The 15,204-nt window shown below is 62.2% G+C and carries 11 protein-coding genes and 1 pseudogene; 7 read left to right on the top strand and 5 right to left on the bottom strand.

Translation table 11 applies throughout. The features are described from left to right. The first annotated feature begins 82 nt into the window (after positions 1-82). Positions 83-1,507 carry an FAD-binding oxidoreductase gene (locus RF819_RS10735; protein ID WP_078364983.1) on the top strand — a complete coding sequence of 475 codons (1,425 nt, stop codon included), beginning with the start codon at positions 83-85 and terminating at the stop codon, positions 1,505-1,507. 58 nt (positions 1,508-1,565) lie between these two features. On the opposite strand, the gene RF819_RS10730 is transcribed toward RF819_RS10735, so the two are convergent. Then, positions 1,566-2,042 (bottom strand): hypothetical protein, encoded by a 477-nt coding sequence (locus tag RF819_RS10730; protein WP_078364982.1) that lies wholly within the window; start codon positions 2,040-2,042, stop codon positions 1,566-1,568. A gap of 133 nt (positions 2,043-2,175) precedes the next feature. On the opposite strand from RF819_RS10730, the gene RF819_RS10725 reads away from it, so the two are divergent. From RF819_RS10725 to RF819_RS10715, 3 genes are all read left to right on the top strand, one after another. After that, complete coding sequence (locus RF819_RS10725) at positions 2,176-2,571, top strand: glutaredoxin family protein (RefSeq protein WP_078364981.1); 396 nt, start codon at positions 2,176-2,178, stop codon at positions 2,569-2,571. A gap of 69 nt (positions 2,572-2,640) precedes the next feature. Then, entirely contained in the window at positions 2,641-3,402 is a 762-nt protein-coding gene (locus RF819_RS10720) for a sulfite exporter TauE/SafE family protein (protein ID WP_078364980.1), read from the top strand. Continuing rightward, positions 3,402-6,923, top strand: a complete 3,522-nt coding sequence (locus RF819_RS10715; RefSeq protein WP_078364979.1) for a bacteriohemerythrin — start codon at positions 3,402-3,404, stop codon at positions 6,921-6,923. Before RF819_RS10720 ends, RF819_RS10715 begins: the two co-directional genes overlap by 1 nt. A gap of 134 nt (positions 6,924-7,057) precedes the next feature. Here the strand turns inward: RF819_RS10715 and mtnA are convergent, their stop codons facing one another. The 3 genes from mtnA to RF819_RS10700 are packed head-to-tail and all read right to left on the bottom strand — an operon-like array spanning position 7,058 to position 11,496. Further along, positions 7,058-8,149 (bottom strand): S-methyl-5-thioribose-1-phosphate isomerase, encoded by a 1,092-nt coding sequence (gene mtnA / locus RF819_RS10710; RefSeq protein WP_078364978.1) that lies wholly within the window; start codon positions 8,147-8,149, stop codon positions 7,058-7,060. A gap of 17 nt (positions 8,150-8,166) precedes the next feature. After that, positions 8,167-9,405 (bottom strand): S-methyl-5-thioribose kinase, encoded by a 1,239-nt coding sequence (gene mtnK / locus RF819_RS10705; RefSeq protein WP_078364977.1) that lies wholly within the window; start codon positions 9,403-9,405, stop codon positions 8,167-8,169. 21 nt (positions 9,406-9,426) lie between these two features. After that, positions 9,427-11,496, bottom strand: a complete 2,070-nt coding sequence (locus tag RF819_RS10700; protein WP_078364976.1) for a bifunctional aldolase/short-chain dehydrogenase — start codon at positions 11,494-11,496, stop codon at positions 9,427-9,429. Positions 11,497-11,644: 148 nt separating this feature from the next. Here RF819_RS10700 and RF819_RS10695 point away from each other — a divergent pair, with 148 nt between their 5' ends. Continuing rightward, the gene (locus RF819_RS10695; protein WP_078364975.1) at positions 11,645-12,637 is read left to right on the top strand and encodes a sugar-binding transcriptional regulator; all 993 of its coding nucleotides are present in this window, start codon (positions 11,645-11,647) and stop codon (positions 12,635-12,637) included. 124 nt (positions 12,638-12,761) lie between these two features. Here RF819_RS10695 and nhaR read toward each other — a convergent pair whose 3' ends face one another. Beyond that, positions 12,762-13,664 (bottom strand): transcriptional activator NhaR, encoded by a 903-nt coding sequence (gene nhaR / locus RF819_RS10690; protein ID WP_078364974.1) that lies wholly within the window; start codon positions 13,662-13,664, stop codon positions 12,762-12,764. A gap of 177 nt (positions 13,665-13,841) precedes the next feature. On the opposite strand from nhaR, the pseudogene RF819_RS21415 reads away from it, so the two are divergent. Then, a pseudogene (locus RF819_RS21415) lies at positions 13,842-14,510 on the top strand (TerC family protein); the annotation flags it as partial. 93 nt (positions 14,511-14,603) lie between these two features. Next, complete coding sequence (locus tag RF819_RS21410; protein ID WP_169906476.1) at positions 14,604-15,113, top strand: universal stress protein; 510 nt, start codon at positions 14,604-14,606, stop codon at positions 15,111-15,113. Positions 15,114-15,204 lie beyond the last annotated feature (91 nt).

The raw sequence follows: 15,204 nt of genomic DNA, 5'->3' as shown, positions 1-15,204 counted from the left end.
CGCCCAACGGCTGCGGCTGGATTGTCACCCACGCAGCATGCAGCGGCGATTGCCGATAATCGCCCTCCACCACGGAGACCCCATGAACGTATCCCTGACGAGCGAGCCCCTGCGCCCAGTTGTCCAAACCCGCCCGGTACCCCCTGCCCTGATCGAGGCCTTGAGCCAGCGCTTTGGCAAACAGCTGTCACTGGCCCAGGTGGTGCGTGAACAGCACGGGCGCGACGAATCCTCTTTCAGCGTGCCACCGCCCGACGCGGTGGTGTTTGCCGAATCGGCCCAGGATGTGAGTGACGCGGTGAAGCTGGCCGCGCAATACAAGGTGCCGGTGATCCCGTTTGGCGCAGGCTCGTCGGTGGAGGGGCATCTGCTGGCGGTGCAAGGCGGCATCAGCATCGATGTGGGCCGCATGAACCAGGTGCTGGCCATCCACGCCGAAGACCTGACGGTGACGGTGCAGCCCGGCGTGACGCGCAAGGCGCTGAACGAAGCCGTCAAATCCACCGGCCTGTTTTTCCCGATTGACCCCGGTGCCGACGCCAGCATCGGCGGCATGTGCGCGACCCGTGCCAGTGGCACCAACGCCGTGCGTTACGGCACCATGCGTGAGAACGTGCTGGCGCTCGACGTGGTCACCGCCAGTGGCGAGCTGATCCACACCGGCACCCGTGCCAAAAAAAGCAGCGCCGGTTACGACCTGACACGCCTGATGGTGGGCAGCGAGGGCACGCTGGGCATCCTGACCGAGATCACGCTCAAGCTCTACCCGCTGCCCGAGGCGGTGATGGCCGCCACCTGCAGTTTTGCCAGCCTGGCCGAGGCCGTCAATGCCACCATCCAGATCATCCAGATGGGGGTGCCGATTGCGCGTTGTGAGCTGCTGGATGCCGTCACCGTGCGCATGGTCAACACCCATTCCAAACTGAGTCTGCCCGAGAGTGCCTTGCTGCTGATGGAGTTCCACGGCTCACCAGCCGGGGTGCAGGAGCAGGTGGAAACCGTGCAGGCCATCGCCGCCGAATTTGGCGGCGACACCTTTGAATGGGCGCACACCCCGGAGGAGCGCACCCGGCTCTGGACGGCACGGCACAACGCCTACTTTGCCGGGGTGCAATCGCGCCCGGGCTGCAAAGTCATCTCGACCGACGCCTGTGTGCCGATCTCGCGGCTGGCCGACGCCTTGCTGGACTCGGTGCTGGAGACGCAGGCCAGCGGCATCCCGTACTTCATGGTGGGCCACGTCGGTGATGGCAACTTCCACATGGGCTACCTGATCGACCCCAACAGCCCCGAAGAGCGGGCTACGGCCGAACAGCTCAACCACCAGCTGGTGCGCCGGGCGCTGGCCCTGGGTGGCACCTGCACCGGTGAACACGGTGTGGGCCTGCACAAAAAAGGCTTTTTGCTCGAAGAAACCGGTGTTGGCGCGGTGGCCATGATGCGCGCCATCAAAACCGCGCTGGACCCGGACAACATCCTGAACCCGGGGAAAATTTTTGAACTATAGTTTTAAGAGCTGTCAGCCCTTGCTATAAAAGGGCTAACGGCTGATTTGACTTATATCTTCAGAGCTGCGGCTCAGCCTCCTGCCCTGGCGTAGCGCGGTCCAGCAGCAGCTTGACCAGCATCACCGCAGCGGCAGAGCTCAGCAGCACCGGTGAGGCACTGAGCCACTGGGCCAGGCTATGCATCGCCTGCCCACTGACCTGTTGCACAAAACTGGCCAGTTCCACCACATCGTCCACCTGCACCTCGTCAAGCCGGGTCGACCAGCCAGAGAGCCCACCCTGCAGCCGCAGTTTGGCAAACACCCCGTTGGCCACCGCCAGCAAGGACAGGATACCCAGCGGCTGCATCAGCTGGCGCACCAACACGGAACGCTCGTCCGGAGCAGCACTCTGGTACACCTTGCCCACCAGTTTGGAGAGCATGCCCGATTGCACCGCAGGTGCGGCTTGGGCGTAGACCTCGACCAGCAGCTGGTCCGTCGGTATCTCGGGGGTTTGCGGCAAAAGGCCACCGGGTGTGGTTTGCGCAGTCATGGCGTGGCTCCTTGGGAAATCTGCTTCCAGTTTAGGCAGCGTTTGTAAGCAGTGGTTAGCGCCATGTAAAGCGCAGGTAAAGCCAGGCCCAAGCGCGTGCCGTATGATCCAACGACAGCCACCTCCTTGTTTGATGAAACCTCTGATCCGACTCTTTTTCCGCAGCCTGCGCATTGCCCTGGGCCCTTTCATGCTGCTGTGGGAGCGGCTCAGCCGCCCCCAAGCGGTACAGCGCGCGCCCGCATTGCAGGCTCAGGTGGACCAGGACTGCCGCAGCCTGGCGCTCTACCAGTTCAAAACCTGTCCGTTTTGCCTCAAGGTGCGTCAAGAGATGCACCGGCTGGCGCTGCCCATCGAGAAGCGTGACGCCCAGCATGACGCCCGCCACAAAGCCGAGCTGGTACAAGGCAGCGGGCGCGACCAGGTGCCCTGCCTGCAGGTCACCGATGCCAACGGCCAGGTGCAGTGGATCCAGGACTCCGCCGTGATCATCGGCTACCTGAACCAGCGCTTTGCGGTACCCGCCTGAGTGATCAACTTGCGCTGAAACCCCCAAACCACGCACAAAAAGGGTGCCCAAGCGGGTGACAATGGCGGGATGTTGTTGGACGTCTGGACCCTCCCCTTGCTGCTGGCTGGCGCTGCTTTTGCGGCCGGTGTGCTCAACGCCGTGGCCGGCGGCGGCAGCTTCCTGACCCTGCCCGCGCTGGTGTTTGCCGGCGTGCCGCCGATCATGGCCAACGCCACCAGTGCCCTCGCGGTAAGCCCGGGTTACCTCGGCAGCACCCTGGGTTTCCGGGACGAACTGCGCCGTGTGCCACCACGGCGCCTGCAGCGTGAAATGGCCATTGCGGCGCTGGGTGGTGTGGCCGGTGCCTGTTTGCTGCTGGTGACACCGGCCAAAGTGTTCTCGGTGATCGTGCCCTGGCTGCTGTTGTTCGCCACCGCGCTGTTTGCTGCGGGGCCGAGCCTGGCGCGTCGGGCCCAGCGCAGCACCCTCGACCTGGACCGCTGGCGCGAGCCCGGTCTGCTGCTGGTGGCCATTTACGGGGGTTATTTCAACGGTGGCCTGGGTATTTTGCTGATGGCCTTGTACGCCGTCACCGGTGAGTCCCACATCCACACCGCCAATGCGCTCAAAAACCTGAATTCGCTGGTGTTGTCCTGGTTGTCGGTGGCGGCCTTTGTGCTGGCCGGTGCGATTGCCTGGCGCGAAGGCCTGCTGATGATGGTGGCCGCCACGGTGGGCGGTTTTCTCGGGGCGCGCTGGGCCAGACGTTTGCCAGCGCAGGCGGTACGTTGGGGTGTGATCGTGACCGGTCTGGTGATGAGCCTGGTCTTTTTCACCCGCAACAGCTGATGCTGAACCAGACGATGTTTGAGATCTTCCCCTGGAACAGCCACCTGGACACAGGCATTGCCCTGATCGATGAGCAGCATCAGGTGCTGGTGCGGCTGATCAACCGGCTGGCGCAGCAACATGTCCAAGGCGCCAGCGCAATTGACCTCAACACCAGCCTGGCCGAATTGACCGACTACGCCGACAGCCATTTCCGCACCGAAGAAGGCATCTGGCGGACCACACTCGCAGGCCATGCCGCCTTGGACGAGCATGTGCGCGAACACCAGCGTTTTGTGGCCCAGGTGGTCAAGCTGCAGGCTGCCCAGGCGCCCTTGCCCGAGCTGATGGACGAGCTGTTTGCCTACCTGACCGAGTGGCTGGCGGTGCATATTCTGGAACACGACAAACACCTGGCGCAGGTGGTGCTCGGCGTCAAGGCCGGACTCAGCCTGGCGCAGGCACACCAGCAGGCGCAGGCCACGAGGTCCGGGGCCACGCCGGTGCTGCTGCAGGGTGTGTTGGCGATGTACCGCACGGTGTCGGCCCAGGCCTTGTCACTGATGCAGGAGAAAGTGGCCCGCCAACAGCTGGAAGGTGCGCTGAGCAGCAGCCAGCAACGCTGGCGGTTTTTGCTCAACGGCCCGGCCGGACGGGCATCGGCTTCGATGTCGCCGCTGGAACAGACCCTGCGCAGCGTGATCGACCATGCCCCCACCGGGCTGGTGGTGGCTGACGCCGTGACCCGCCGTTTTGTGTTTGCCAACGCCTGGTTTTGCCAGCTGCTGGGTTACCCGCTCGAGGAACTGATGGGCATGGGTCTGGTGGACATCCATCCTGCCGAGGCCTTGCCGGAGATAGACGCCGACTTTGAGGCGATGCTGCAGGGCATCACCAAAGCCCCGCGCGTGATCACCACGCAGCGCAAGGACGGCAGCCGCTTCATGGCCGAAATCGAGCGCCTGCCGATGACCCTGGCTGGGCGCAGCAACATCCTGGCCATCTTCACCGATGTGACCGACCGGCACCGGGCCGAGTCGGCACTCACCGCCAGCGAAACCCATTTGCAGACCCTGGTGGACACCCTGCCCGATCAGGTCTGGTTCAAGGATGTGAACGGTGTTCACCTGTCGTGCAACACCGCTTTTGAACACTTTCTCGGGCTGGAGAAGTCGGCCATTCTTGGCAAAACCGACCACGAGTTGTTCACCCCGGAACTCGCCGCTGCCTTCCAGGCGCGGGACCAGATGGCCAGCGCCTCACAGCAGCCGCTGGTCTACGAGGAATGGGTCACCCACCCGATCAGCGGCAAGCGCTCGCTGATGGAAACCACCAAGGTGCCGCTGCGTGATGCCCACGGCCTGTTGCAGGGGGTGTTGGGTGTGGCCCACGACATCACCGAACGCCAGACCATCACCGCCGCCCTGGAGGCCGAACGCCTGCAGCTGCAAAACGCGGTGGACGCCGCGCAGGCCGGCACCTGGGAATGGGACCTGCGCACCGATGTCATCCGTTTCAACGAACGCAGCTCGGCGATGCTGGGTTACCCCGGTCTCAAACACCGGCAAGGCCCGTACGGCTTGTACATCTCGTGGATCCATCCGGACGACAAAGCGCGCCAGCAACGCCTGATGGCCCAACACCTGAGCGGCGAGTCCCCCAGCTACGAGCTGGAGTTGCGCATGTGCCACAAAGACGGCCATTGGGTCTGGTGCCGTACCCTGGGACGGGTGATGCAGCGCGACGAGACCGGCCAGCCGCTGCTGCTGTCGGGCATCACCATCGACATCAGTGAACAAAAGAACCACCACGAACAGATCGACTGCATCACCCACCACGACGCGCTGACCGGCCTGCCCAACCGCAAGCTGTTTGTAGAACTGCTGGCCGCCAGCATGGCCGAACACAGCACACCACAGCAGTTGGCCGTGGCCTACATCGATCTGGACAATTTTGCCGCGCTGAACCTGTCGTATGGGCCCGAAATTGGCAACCAACTGATCCTGGCGGTGAGCCACCGGCTCTCCAGCACCTTGCAAAGCCAGCAGCTGCTGGCCCACATCGGTGGTGACGAGTTTGCGGTGATGTTCAGCCACCTGGCGCAGCCCGACGACTGCCTGCGTCTGGTGGACCAGCTGCTGCTGCTGCTGGCGCAGCCGATGCAGGTGACCGACCAGGTACAGACGCTGTCCCTGACGGCCAGCATCGGCATCGCGCAGCTGAGCCCGAATGACCAGATCGATGCCGAGCAGCTGTTGCGCCAAGCCAGCCAGGCGATGTACCTGGCCAAACAGGCCGGCAAAAATCGCTATCACCACTTTGACCCGGTCAAGGACGAGATCACCCGCACCCGCCTGACCCGCATCGACGAGGTCGGCCAAGCCCTGTTGCGCCGCGAGTTTGTGTTGTTTTACCAGCCCAAAGTACGACTACACACCGGTGAGGTGGTCGGTTTTGAGGCCCTGATCCGCTGGCAGCACCCTGAGCTGGGTTTGCTGCCGCCCTACGCCTTCATCGGCCTGCTGGAGCAACACCCGATGGCGGTGAAACTGGGCGACTGGGTGATCGAAACCGCGCTGGCGCAGCTGGCCAGCTGGCAGGCCCAGGGGATCCACACCTCGGTCAGTGTCAACATCGACGCCCAGCAGCTGCTGGACCCCGAATTTGCCGACCGGCTGCAGTGGCAGCTGGACCAGCAACCCAGCCTCCAGCCCCAGCAGCTGGAGCTGGAGATCCTGGAAACCGGCGCTTTGGGCAACATCACCCAGGTCTCGGCGCTGATCGCCCGACTGCAAGGCATGGGCTTGTCGTGTGCGCTGGACGACTTTGGCACCGGTTATTCCTCGCTGACCTTCCTGAAACAGCTGACCGCACACACCCTGAAGATTGACCAGAGTTTTGTGCGTGGCATGCTCGACGATGTGGAGGACGCCTCCATCGTCAACAGCGTGCTGGGGCTGGCACGCAACTTTGACCGCATCGCCCTGGCCGAAGGCGTGGAGACCGTGGCCCATGGGTGTGCCCTGATCGAATTTGGCTGCGAGTTTGGCCAGGGTTATGCGATTGCCAAACCGATGCCCGCCACCCAGGTGCCAGGCTGGCTGGCGCAGTGGTCTGTGCCCAGCAGCTGGGCCGAGTCCGAGTCGGTGGGCTCACGCGGCATCGCGATGCTGCTGGCCGAAACCGAACACCGCGCCTGGTTCAAGGAAGTGATGAGTCTGGCCACCCGTTCACAACGTCCGGCGCCGGTGGTGGATGGCCCGTGCTGCCGATTCTCGGTCTGGCTCAACAAATCCAGCACCCGCCTCAAGCTCGAACAGTACCCGGGGTTTGCCCGTCTGGAGGCCTTGCACCAGACACTGCACGAACGCGCCGATGCCCTCTACGAGCAGCGCAGCGAGCGCAACGCCCAGCAGACCGCGCAGAAACTCGCAGAGATGGCCGATCTGAGCCAACTCTTGCTGACCGAACTGCGGCAGCTGCGCCAGTTGCACAAGCTCTCACCCGACACCGGTGAACCCAGCTTCACATTCAGAACCTAGGCCACAGGGTGATGGATGAACACTCACCCGGTCCCGCCATACAGCCCCGAAATACTCTGGTATTTGTAGCTTCAAGCCCTTTTAATACAAGGGCCTGAAGCCATTTTGATGCATCATCCGCCCGACCCTGGCGCTCAGCCAACGGAGGCAAACATCGCCTGGATCGCCTGCGGATGTGCCGCACACAGGCCACGCTCGGTGATGAGTGCGGTGACCAGGCGCGCGGGTGTCACATCAAAGCCGGGGTTGGTGCTGGTGGCGGTGTTGCTCGGGCAAATCCGCACCGTGCTGAGGTAACCGTCGGCATGCCAGCCCGACAGGTGCGAGATTTCCTCACCCTCGCGGTTCTCGATCGGGATCTCGCGCAGACCGTCGTGCACCGTCAGGTCCAGTGTCGAGGACGGCATGGCCACATAAAACGGCACCTGGTTGTCAAACGCGGCCAGCGCTTTCAGGTAGGTGCCGATCTTGTTGCACACGTCCCCGCGCGCGGTGACGCGGTCGGTGCCCACAATACACATGTCCACCAGACCGTGCTGCATCAGGTGACCACCGGCGTTGTCGACAATCAGGGTGTGCGGCACACCGTGCTGGCCCAGCTCCCAGGCGGTGAGTGAGGCGCCCTGGTTGCGCGGTCGGGTTTCGTCGACCCAGACATGCACATCGATGCCTTCGTTGAAAGCCTGGTAAATCGGTGAGGTGGCGGTGCCCCAGTCCACCGTGGCCAGCCAGCCCGCATTGCAGTGGGTCAAGATATTGATGCGCTGGCCCGGGCGCTGTTGTGCCAGGGTGCGAATCAAGGCCAGCCCATGCTGCCCCAGCTGCTGGTTGATGGCCACGTCTTCGTCGGCCATCTGGGCGGCCAGGGCATAGGCGGCGTCTGCCCGTTGTTCACGCGGCAGCGGCAACAGCCCCGTCAGCATGCGGCTCAGCGCCCAGCGCAGGTTGACGGCGGTAGGGCGGGTGGCCAGCAAGGTTTTTTTGGCACTGAACAGCCCTGCATCACTGCTGTCCTGGCGCATGGCCACCGCCATGCCGTAGGCGGCCACCACACCAATCAGCGGGGCACCGCGAATCCACATCTCGCGGATCGCTTGTTCGACGTCAGCCACCTCACGCAGGCAGGCGGTTTTGAGTTCGTGTGGTAAAAAACGCTGGTCAATCACACCCACACTGTGGTCGGGGTTGAGCCAAACCGTGCGCCAGGCTTGTCCTTGTACTTTCATGGAAAAGATCGTCGTGTCTATCGGGCCAGGTCCAACACCTGGTTCATGTCAATGATATGGTGGCGCTGCAGCAGCAGCGCCTCGCCCAGGCGCAGGCAGCGCAACTCGATGGCTGCACGGGCCTGGGTGTCGGGAATGCTGGCCACCTCGGCCACCTTGGCCAGGCCCAGGGTGCGGCGGATCAACTCGCAACCGGCAAAACCCAGTGTGTCGCTGAAGATCTGCCGCATCACACTGGTGCGAAACCGCGCCAGACTGTCCGCATCACGCGCATCCCCCATGAAACTCTGGGTCGTGGGCGCCTCATGCGCAACCCACAAGGCCAGGAACTTGTCAGAGAAACCACACCAGATGCTGGATGCCTGTGCCAGCAGCCAGTCCTGGTAGGGCGCGGGGTCTTCCCCGGCCTGCGGGCGTTGCCAGTCCTGGGCGTAGTAGGCGGTGAAGAAGTTGGCCAGCAGCAGGCCCACGTCAAAACCGAAAGGGCCATAACAGGCAAATTCGGGGTCGATCACATAGGTGTCGGTCTGGTTCACCATGACCGAGCCGGTGTGCAAGTCGCCATGCAACAAGGTTTCGGTCTGGTTCATGAAGGCCCACTTCATCTGCGCGGCAGCCACCCTGAGCGCCGGGTTGTTGTGCAGCCGCTCGATCTCGGTGCGTGGCAGCGCCGGGCTGTAGGCGTTGCTGGCGTGGTCTTCAAAAGGGCAGGTGAACACCAGGTCTTCGGTGATTTTGCTCAGCTCGCTGTTGGTGGTGGCAGCGGCCGCCTGCTTTTTGGCGGCAGCACTCAGGAACAGGTCCGAACCATGGAACAGCGTCTGCGCCAGGTAGGTGGACAGGTGCTCAGCCAGCTTGGGGTAACGCAGGCCCTGGATCAGGCCCTTGCGCAGAATCAGGTGATCACTCAGGCGCTGCATGATGATCAGCGACTGCTCACTGTCAAAGTGCAGCACCTGGGGCACATGCTGCGGGCACAAGGCGCCAAACTGCCGCAGGGCATGCGCCTCGCGGTCAGAACGGTGCCGGGTAAGTGGCCAGGACTCTCCCACCAGGCGCATGTAGGGTAAGGCCTGTTTGACCACCAGACTGTCTCTGGGATTGGCCCGGCTGCTCACAAAATAGACGTAGTTCAGGTTGCCGTCACCGACCTCGACGATGTCCAGCGCGTCCATGTCGCCCAGCAAGGCGGTGACGGACGGCACGGTGCGCAGGTAATTCGCCAGGGTACTTGTGTTGAGGGTCTTGAAATCCATGGTGTGTGGTGCCAGACGTTCTTACCGCAACATGGCCGCCACGTTGCCACCGTCCACCGTGATGATATTGCCGGTGGTTTTCTTCAACTGGACCGACAACACAAACGCATCGGCCACGTCCTGTGCGGTGACTTCCTGGCCCAGCAGGTTGCCGCCCATGTAGTCTGCCTCACTCAGTCCACGTGCCTTGGCGCGGGCGGTGATGGTCTGGTCGTTGAGCAGGCCGGAGCGGATGCGGTCGGCATTCACCGCGTTGACGCGGATGCCGTCCTTGCCATGCTCCAGTGCGTACTGCCGCACCAGGGCCAGCAAAGCCGCCTTGGAGGTGCCATAGGCACCAAAATCAGGGCCAGGGTTGACTGCCTGCTTGGACACATTGAACAACAACACCCCACCCAGGCGCTGCTTTTGCAGGATGCCCACCGCCGCTTGCGCCACCAGCTGGTGGGCGAAAAAATTCACCTCAAAACTCTGGCGCAAGGCGTCCACAGGCAGGTTCAGCATGCCACCGCCCAACGCCACCCCCGCGTTGGAGACCAGAATGTCGACCCCGCCAAAACGCTGCAGCACCGCCGCAAAGGCTAAACGCACCGACTCGGCATCGGTCACATCACAACACACCGGCAGGGCAAAACGTCCCATGTTTTTGGCAACACCCTGGACGGCTGCACTGTCCACATCGAGCAAAGCCACCTCGGCCCCTTGTGCGGCAAAAGCACGCGCGGTGGCCGCACCAATGCCACTGCCAGCACCGGTGACCACCACCACCCGGCCTTGCAGTGGCTTGGCCGCCGTTTTGCCCAGTTTGGCTTGCTCCAGCGACCAGTATTCGAGGTCAAACGCATCGGCGGGCGACACCGGCTCGTAGTGGCCACAGGCCTGTGCCTCGGTGACCACCTCCATCCAAGAGGCCATCACATCGGCGTTCACAGCAGCCTCAGCGGCGGTTTTGCCAACGGCCACCATCCCCAGTTGGGGGATGACAACGACACGTGGCAAGGGGTCGAGCACGGTTTTGTGGCCGCCCACGCGGGTGTTGTTTTGCTCAAAATAAGCGTGGTAGTCGCTGACATAGCTGGCCAGGCGGGCCTGGGTGTCGCGGACCCAGTTATCCAGCTGGCCCGCCAACGGGGCCTGCAGCACCAGCGGGCGGTTTTTCATACGAATCACATGGTCAGGCGTGGCCACACCACGCTGGGCCACCTCGGTCTGCCCCAGCCCGTTGGCAAAGTCCAGCGCCAGCGCATCGGTGCGCAGATCCAGCAGCCAGTGCTGCGGGCCGTTGGCTGGTGCGATAGCGGCCAGCGCCGCGCGCAGATACGGTGCCACATCGGCCATGGCGGCCAATGGGGCCGACACCACGGCGCCGACTGGTGCCGAAGTACTCCCTCGGCTGGCCTTGCGCGCGTCAATGAAGGTTTCAGCGCGGCTCACAAAGTCGATCATGCGTTCGTAGGACTGGCGGGCGCTGTCGCCAAAACTGAACAGGCCGTGTTTGGCCAGCAGCAGACCTTTGGCGTCGGGGCGGGCCTCACAGGCACGGGCCACCACCTGGGCCAGTGCAAAACCCGGCATCACATACGGGATCCAGATCAGTTCGTCGCCATAAATCTCGTGGCACAAGGCCTCGCTGTCGGGCTGGTCGGCAATCACCAGAGCGGCCACCGCGTGGGTGTGGTCGATGAAGGTGTAGGGCACATAAGCATGCAACAAGGCCTCCACCGAAGGGGTGGGTGCACTGCTGTCGAGCAAGTTGGTGCGCAAGGCGTTGACCATGTCTTCGTCAGACAAACGATCAAGCTGGCGCAGCTGGTGCAGGCTGTCCATGCGCACCGCCGGGTGACCGGCCGGCTCAATGCTGGCCAGGTCCCAGCCGCTGCCCTTGACACACAGCACCCGCACCGGTTGACCCAGCACGTCTGTCATCGTCAGCTTGACCGAGGTGTTGCCACCGCCATGCAAGACCAGTTTGGGATTGGCACCCAACAAACGCGCCGAATAGGTGCGCAAGGCCAAGGCGGCCGGCACCGCGTGTGTGGCATATTTCTCAACATAGGCCGCCGCGTCGACATCACTCCACAAACTGTTCATACAAGCTTTCAAAAAACAAGTAACATAAGTCGCTGATTTTTAACAAATGTCTCACTGACATATGTTATCAGCCCATTTCATTTGTCCGAACTGATGTCCGGACCCTGCCGATCTCCCCCTCACTGGTCGCGCCACAAAGGACCCCCACATGAGTACATCCAAAACGCCCAAACCAGCCCAAAGTGGCAAAGGGGTGGCCGGTACCAATGCCCCCAACCTGGACCCCTTGTTGTCGGCCGCCTGGCTGTATTACGAAGACCAGCTGACACAAAGCGACATTGCCGAGGTGCTCGGGGTGTCGCGCGCCTCGGTCATCAATTACCTGCATGAAGCCCGCCGCCTGGGCGTGGTCAAGATCACCCTGGACAGTGAACACTACACCGCCATGCGGCTGGCCCAGCGCCTGAGCCAGCACTATGGGCTGGAGCGTTGTATCGTCATCCCCGACGACCAGGGCCGCCGCCCGGCCGAGGTGCGCCTGGGTGAGGCCGGAGCGCAGCTGTTGTCCAGCCTGGTGAAAACCGGCGACATGCTGGGTGTCTCCTGGGGCCGCACGGTGCTGGCGCTATCACAGGCAATCTCACCACAACGCGTGCCCGGCCTGTCGGTGATCCAGATCACCGGCAGCATGCTGGCCACCTTCGAGTTCTCACCCGAGCTGTGCACCTCCAACATCGCCGACCGTTTTGGCGCACGCTGTATCAACCTGCATGCGCCTGCGCTGGTGTCGCGCGCCGAGATCCGCGAGTTGCTCTACAAAGAGCCTGCGTTGATCCCGCAGCTCGAACTGCTGCAAACCTGCACCAAGATCGTCTTCGGCCTGGGCCATGTGGGGCGCGACAGCACGATTTTTGCCTCGGGCGCGGTCACCCCCGACGCGATACAACCGTATTTGGACCAAGGTGCGGTGGGGGTGATTGCCGGGCGCTATTTCAATGCGGCGGGTCAGCCCATCCTCGGTCCGCTGGATGAACGCATGATTGGCCTGACGCTTGACGAGATTGACCGCATTCCGATGCGTATCTGTGTCACCGGTGGTGTGGCCAAAGCACCCGCCATCCGTGCAGCGCTGCAGGGTCGCCACGCCACCATGCTGGTCACCGACGAACTCGCGGCACAGGCCCTGGTCGATAGTTTGTAACCCCAGGAAACTGGTCGATTGCATCGATTTGTATAGCTTCTACGCCTTATTTTTAAAGGGCTAGGAGCCATTTTCTTGCATCTGCCGGTCTGCACCTGGCCGGAAAATCAGCTCTATTGGCGCTTTAGGGTACCGCAGCAAACACGTCGTTGCGCGCCGCATCGCGGATGGCAACAACGGCTGGGTGGGTCAGCTTGCGCTCGGTGGTGATCGCAAACACCTGTTCGCTGATCGCGTCAATGACACCGAGCGCATCCACTGAAAACTGCCCGCTGATGTAGTCGGCAATCGCAGAGGGGCCCACAAAAAAGCCAACACCAGCTTGTCCAAATGCCTTGAGCAGCGCGCTGTCGTCGAACTCGCCCACAATGCGCGGGCGCAGACGCTGAGACTCCAGCCATTGTTCGAGCCTCGACCTGATCGCAGCATCTTCTCCGGGCATCAGAAATGGCGCGCCATTCAGGAACTCGGGAAAGGGTTTCTGCAGATGTTGGGTCAGCGCAGATGCGCCAAACAGGGTCAGGTGGCTTTCTCCCAAAATATGGTTGAACGCTCGCACCTTGAGATTGCTTGGCATGGGGCGGTCAGCGATCACCATGTCCAGGCGCTGGATGGCCAGCTCTGCCAGCAGGGCGTCAAGGCGACCTTCCCGACACACCAGACGCACGGGCTCAGACAAGTGCAGGGCCGGTTCAACCAGGTGGTAAGCGACCGATTTGGCCACCGAATCGGCAATACCGACCTTGAAGGCGGGGGGAGCAGATTCATCTTGCGCGGCGCCGAGCAACTCATCGCCCAGCGCAAAAATGTCGTCGGCGTAGTGAAAGATGCGCCGACCTGCTTCGGTCAACTCCAGCCCGCGACCCACATGGCGGAACAGCGATACACCCAGGCTGGCCTCAAACTCGCCGAGTTGCCCACTGATGGCCTGGGGTGTCAGGTGCAACTGCTCGCTGGCCCGAACAATGGCGCCTGACTTGGCGACCGCCCAGAAGTAGCGCAGGTGTTTGTAGTTCAGGTTGCTCATGACCCAAAAGCATCTAAAAAACTGATGATAAATACAAAAATATCCGATTTGTCAGATTCTTTGTGGCCGCCTAGACTGTCCTTCCACAGAAACAGCAAGCGCTTTGAACCCCGTCATGGTGTGCCTTGCACGTGATTGGTTTGGCCAGACAACAGACTGGCCTGGAAAGTGTGAGAAATGGACATCTTCAGCCTTGAGTTTGCAACCGCCCTGCTCGCCATCGTGACCATTGATCTGGTCCTGGCCGGTGACAACGCCATTGTGATTGCATTGGCCGCGCGCAATGTGCCGCGTCACCTCCAGCGCAAGGCCATGATCTTCGGGGCCGTGGGTGCGGTCATCATCCGCAGCCTGCTGACCTTGGTTGTGGTGTGGCTGCTGCAATTTCCAGGGCTGCTGTTCCTGGGCGGTGCGATGCTGGTCTGGATTGCCCACAAGTTACTGATGCCTGAGCCCGACAAAGGAGATCTCAGCCACATCAAGGGCGCCTCGACTTTCTGGGCTGCGATTCGAACCATCGTGGTGGCCGACATGGTCATGGGGATGGACAACGTGCTTGGTGTTGCCGGAGCCGCGCATGGAAGTTTTGCCCTGGTGATTCTCGGTTTGCTGATCAGCATCCCGATCCTGCTCTGGGGCAGCAGCATCCTGCTGACCTACATTGAACGGCATCCCTCCCTGGTGTACGTCGGTGCGGGGGTGCTGGCCTTCACGGCGGCCAAGATGATGAGCTCCGAGCCGATGCTCCAGGAGGCACTGTCGGCCTACCCGTTCACCGTGCCGTTGATCTACATCACCACCATGTTTGGGGTTTTGTGGTCAGGGTTTGTGGCGAACCACCATCGCCTGGAGTCACGCATCAGCGCCAGACTGGCTTGTTGGAAGAAGAGTCGGCTTGAACACTTGTCATCGTCAACCCACTGCGAAGGAGAAAGCATCATGGAGAAGATCCTTGTTCCAATAGATGACTCCCACAACGCGCTTCACGCCGCGCAGCATGTGATCAACGCCTGTCGCAAGAACGGGGCGTTGGAGATCCATTTGCTCAACGTTCAGCATCCGTTTTCCAAGAAGGTAGGCCGTTTTGTGAGCCACAAGATTCGCGACAGTTACCACCAGACGGAGTCGGAAAAGGTACTGCAACCGGTCTGCAAGCTGCTGGATGCGGCCAACGTGCGCTACAACGTCCACATGGAAGTGGGGCAAAAAGCCGACGTGATCACCGACATGGCGAGGCGCCTGGGCTGTGATCTGATTGTGATGGCGACCTCCCGCAAAGACTCGCTCACACGCATGCTTGAAACCTCCGTGACCAACCGCGTGGTGGAGTTGACCACGGTCCCGGTCGAGTTGATCCCCGGTGATGCGGTGTCAACGGCAGAGCGATTTGTCCTGCCAGCCGGTATCGCAGGTCTGATTGGGCTGACCCTGTTGGCGATGGCCGACTAGGTGCCAAAAACCTCGACCTGCCTGCCACCGTCTGTGCTCGGGGGTCCAGGCCCAGCTTCGTGGTTCAAAAACATGAGCCATCTGCGTCCAC

This window comes from Rhodoferax fermentans, from assembly GCF_002017865.1.
In the GTDB taxonomy this organism is placed as follows: Bacteria; Pseudomonadota; Gammaproteobacteria; order Burkholderiales; family Burkholderiaceae_C; genus Rhodoferax; species Rhodoferax fermentans.
The sequence above is the reverse complement of the archived record's forward strand: the minus strand, read 5'-3'. Positions and strand labels throughout refer to the sequence as shown.

Coding starts and splice junctions, on each gene's coding strand:
- RF819_RS10735 (WP_078364983.1), top strand. CDS start 83: ATGAACGTATCCCTGACGAGCGAGCCCCTGCGCCCAGTTGTCCAAACC.
- RF819_RS10730 (WP_078364982.1), bottom strand. CDS start 2,042: ATGACTGCGCAAACCACACCCGGTGGCCTTTTGCCGCAAACCCCCGAG.
- RF819_RS10725 (WP_078364981.1), top strand. CDS start 2,176: ATGAAACCTCTGATCCGACTCTTTTTCCGCAGCCTGCGCATTGCCCTG.
- RF819_RS10720 (WP_078364980.1), top strand. CDS start 2,641: ATGTTGTTGGACGTCTGGACCCTCCCCTTGCTGCTGGCTGGCGCTGCT.
- RF819_RS10715 (WP_078364979.1), top strand. CDS start 3,402: ATGCTGAACCAGACGATGTTTGAGATCTTCCCCTGGAACAGCCACCTG.
- mtnA (WP_078364978.1), bottom strand. CDS start 8,149: ATGAAAGTACAAGGACAAGCCTGGCGCACGGTTTGGCTCAACCCCGAC.
- mtnK (WP_078364977.1), bottom strand. CDS start 9,405: ATGGATTTCAAGACCCTCAACACAAGTACCCTGGCGAATTACCTGCGC.
- RF819_RS10700 (WP_078364976.1), bottom strand. CDS start 11,496: ATGAACAGTTTGTGGAGTGATGTCGACGCGGCGGCCTATGTTGAGAAA.
- RF819_RS10695 (WP_078364975.1), top strand. CDS start 11,645: ATGAGTACATCCAAAACGCCCAAACCAGCCCAAAGTGGCAAAGGGGTG.
- nhaR (WP_078364974.1), bottom strand. CDS start 13,664: ATGAGCAACCTGAACTACAAACACCTGCGCTACTTCTGGGCGGTCGCC.
- RF819_RS21410 (WP_169906476.1), top strand. CDS start 14,604: ATGGAGAAGATCCTTGTTCCAATAGATGACTCCCACAACGCGCTTCAC.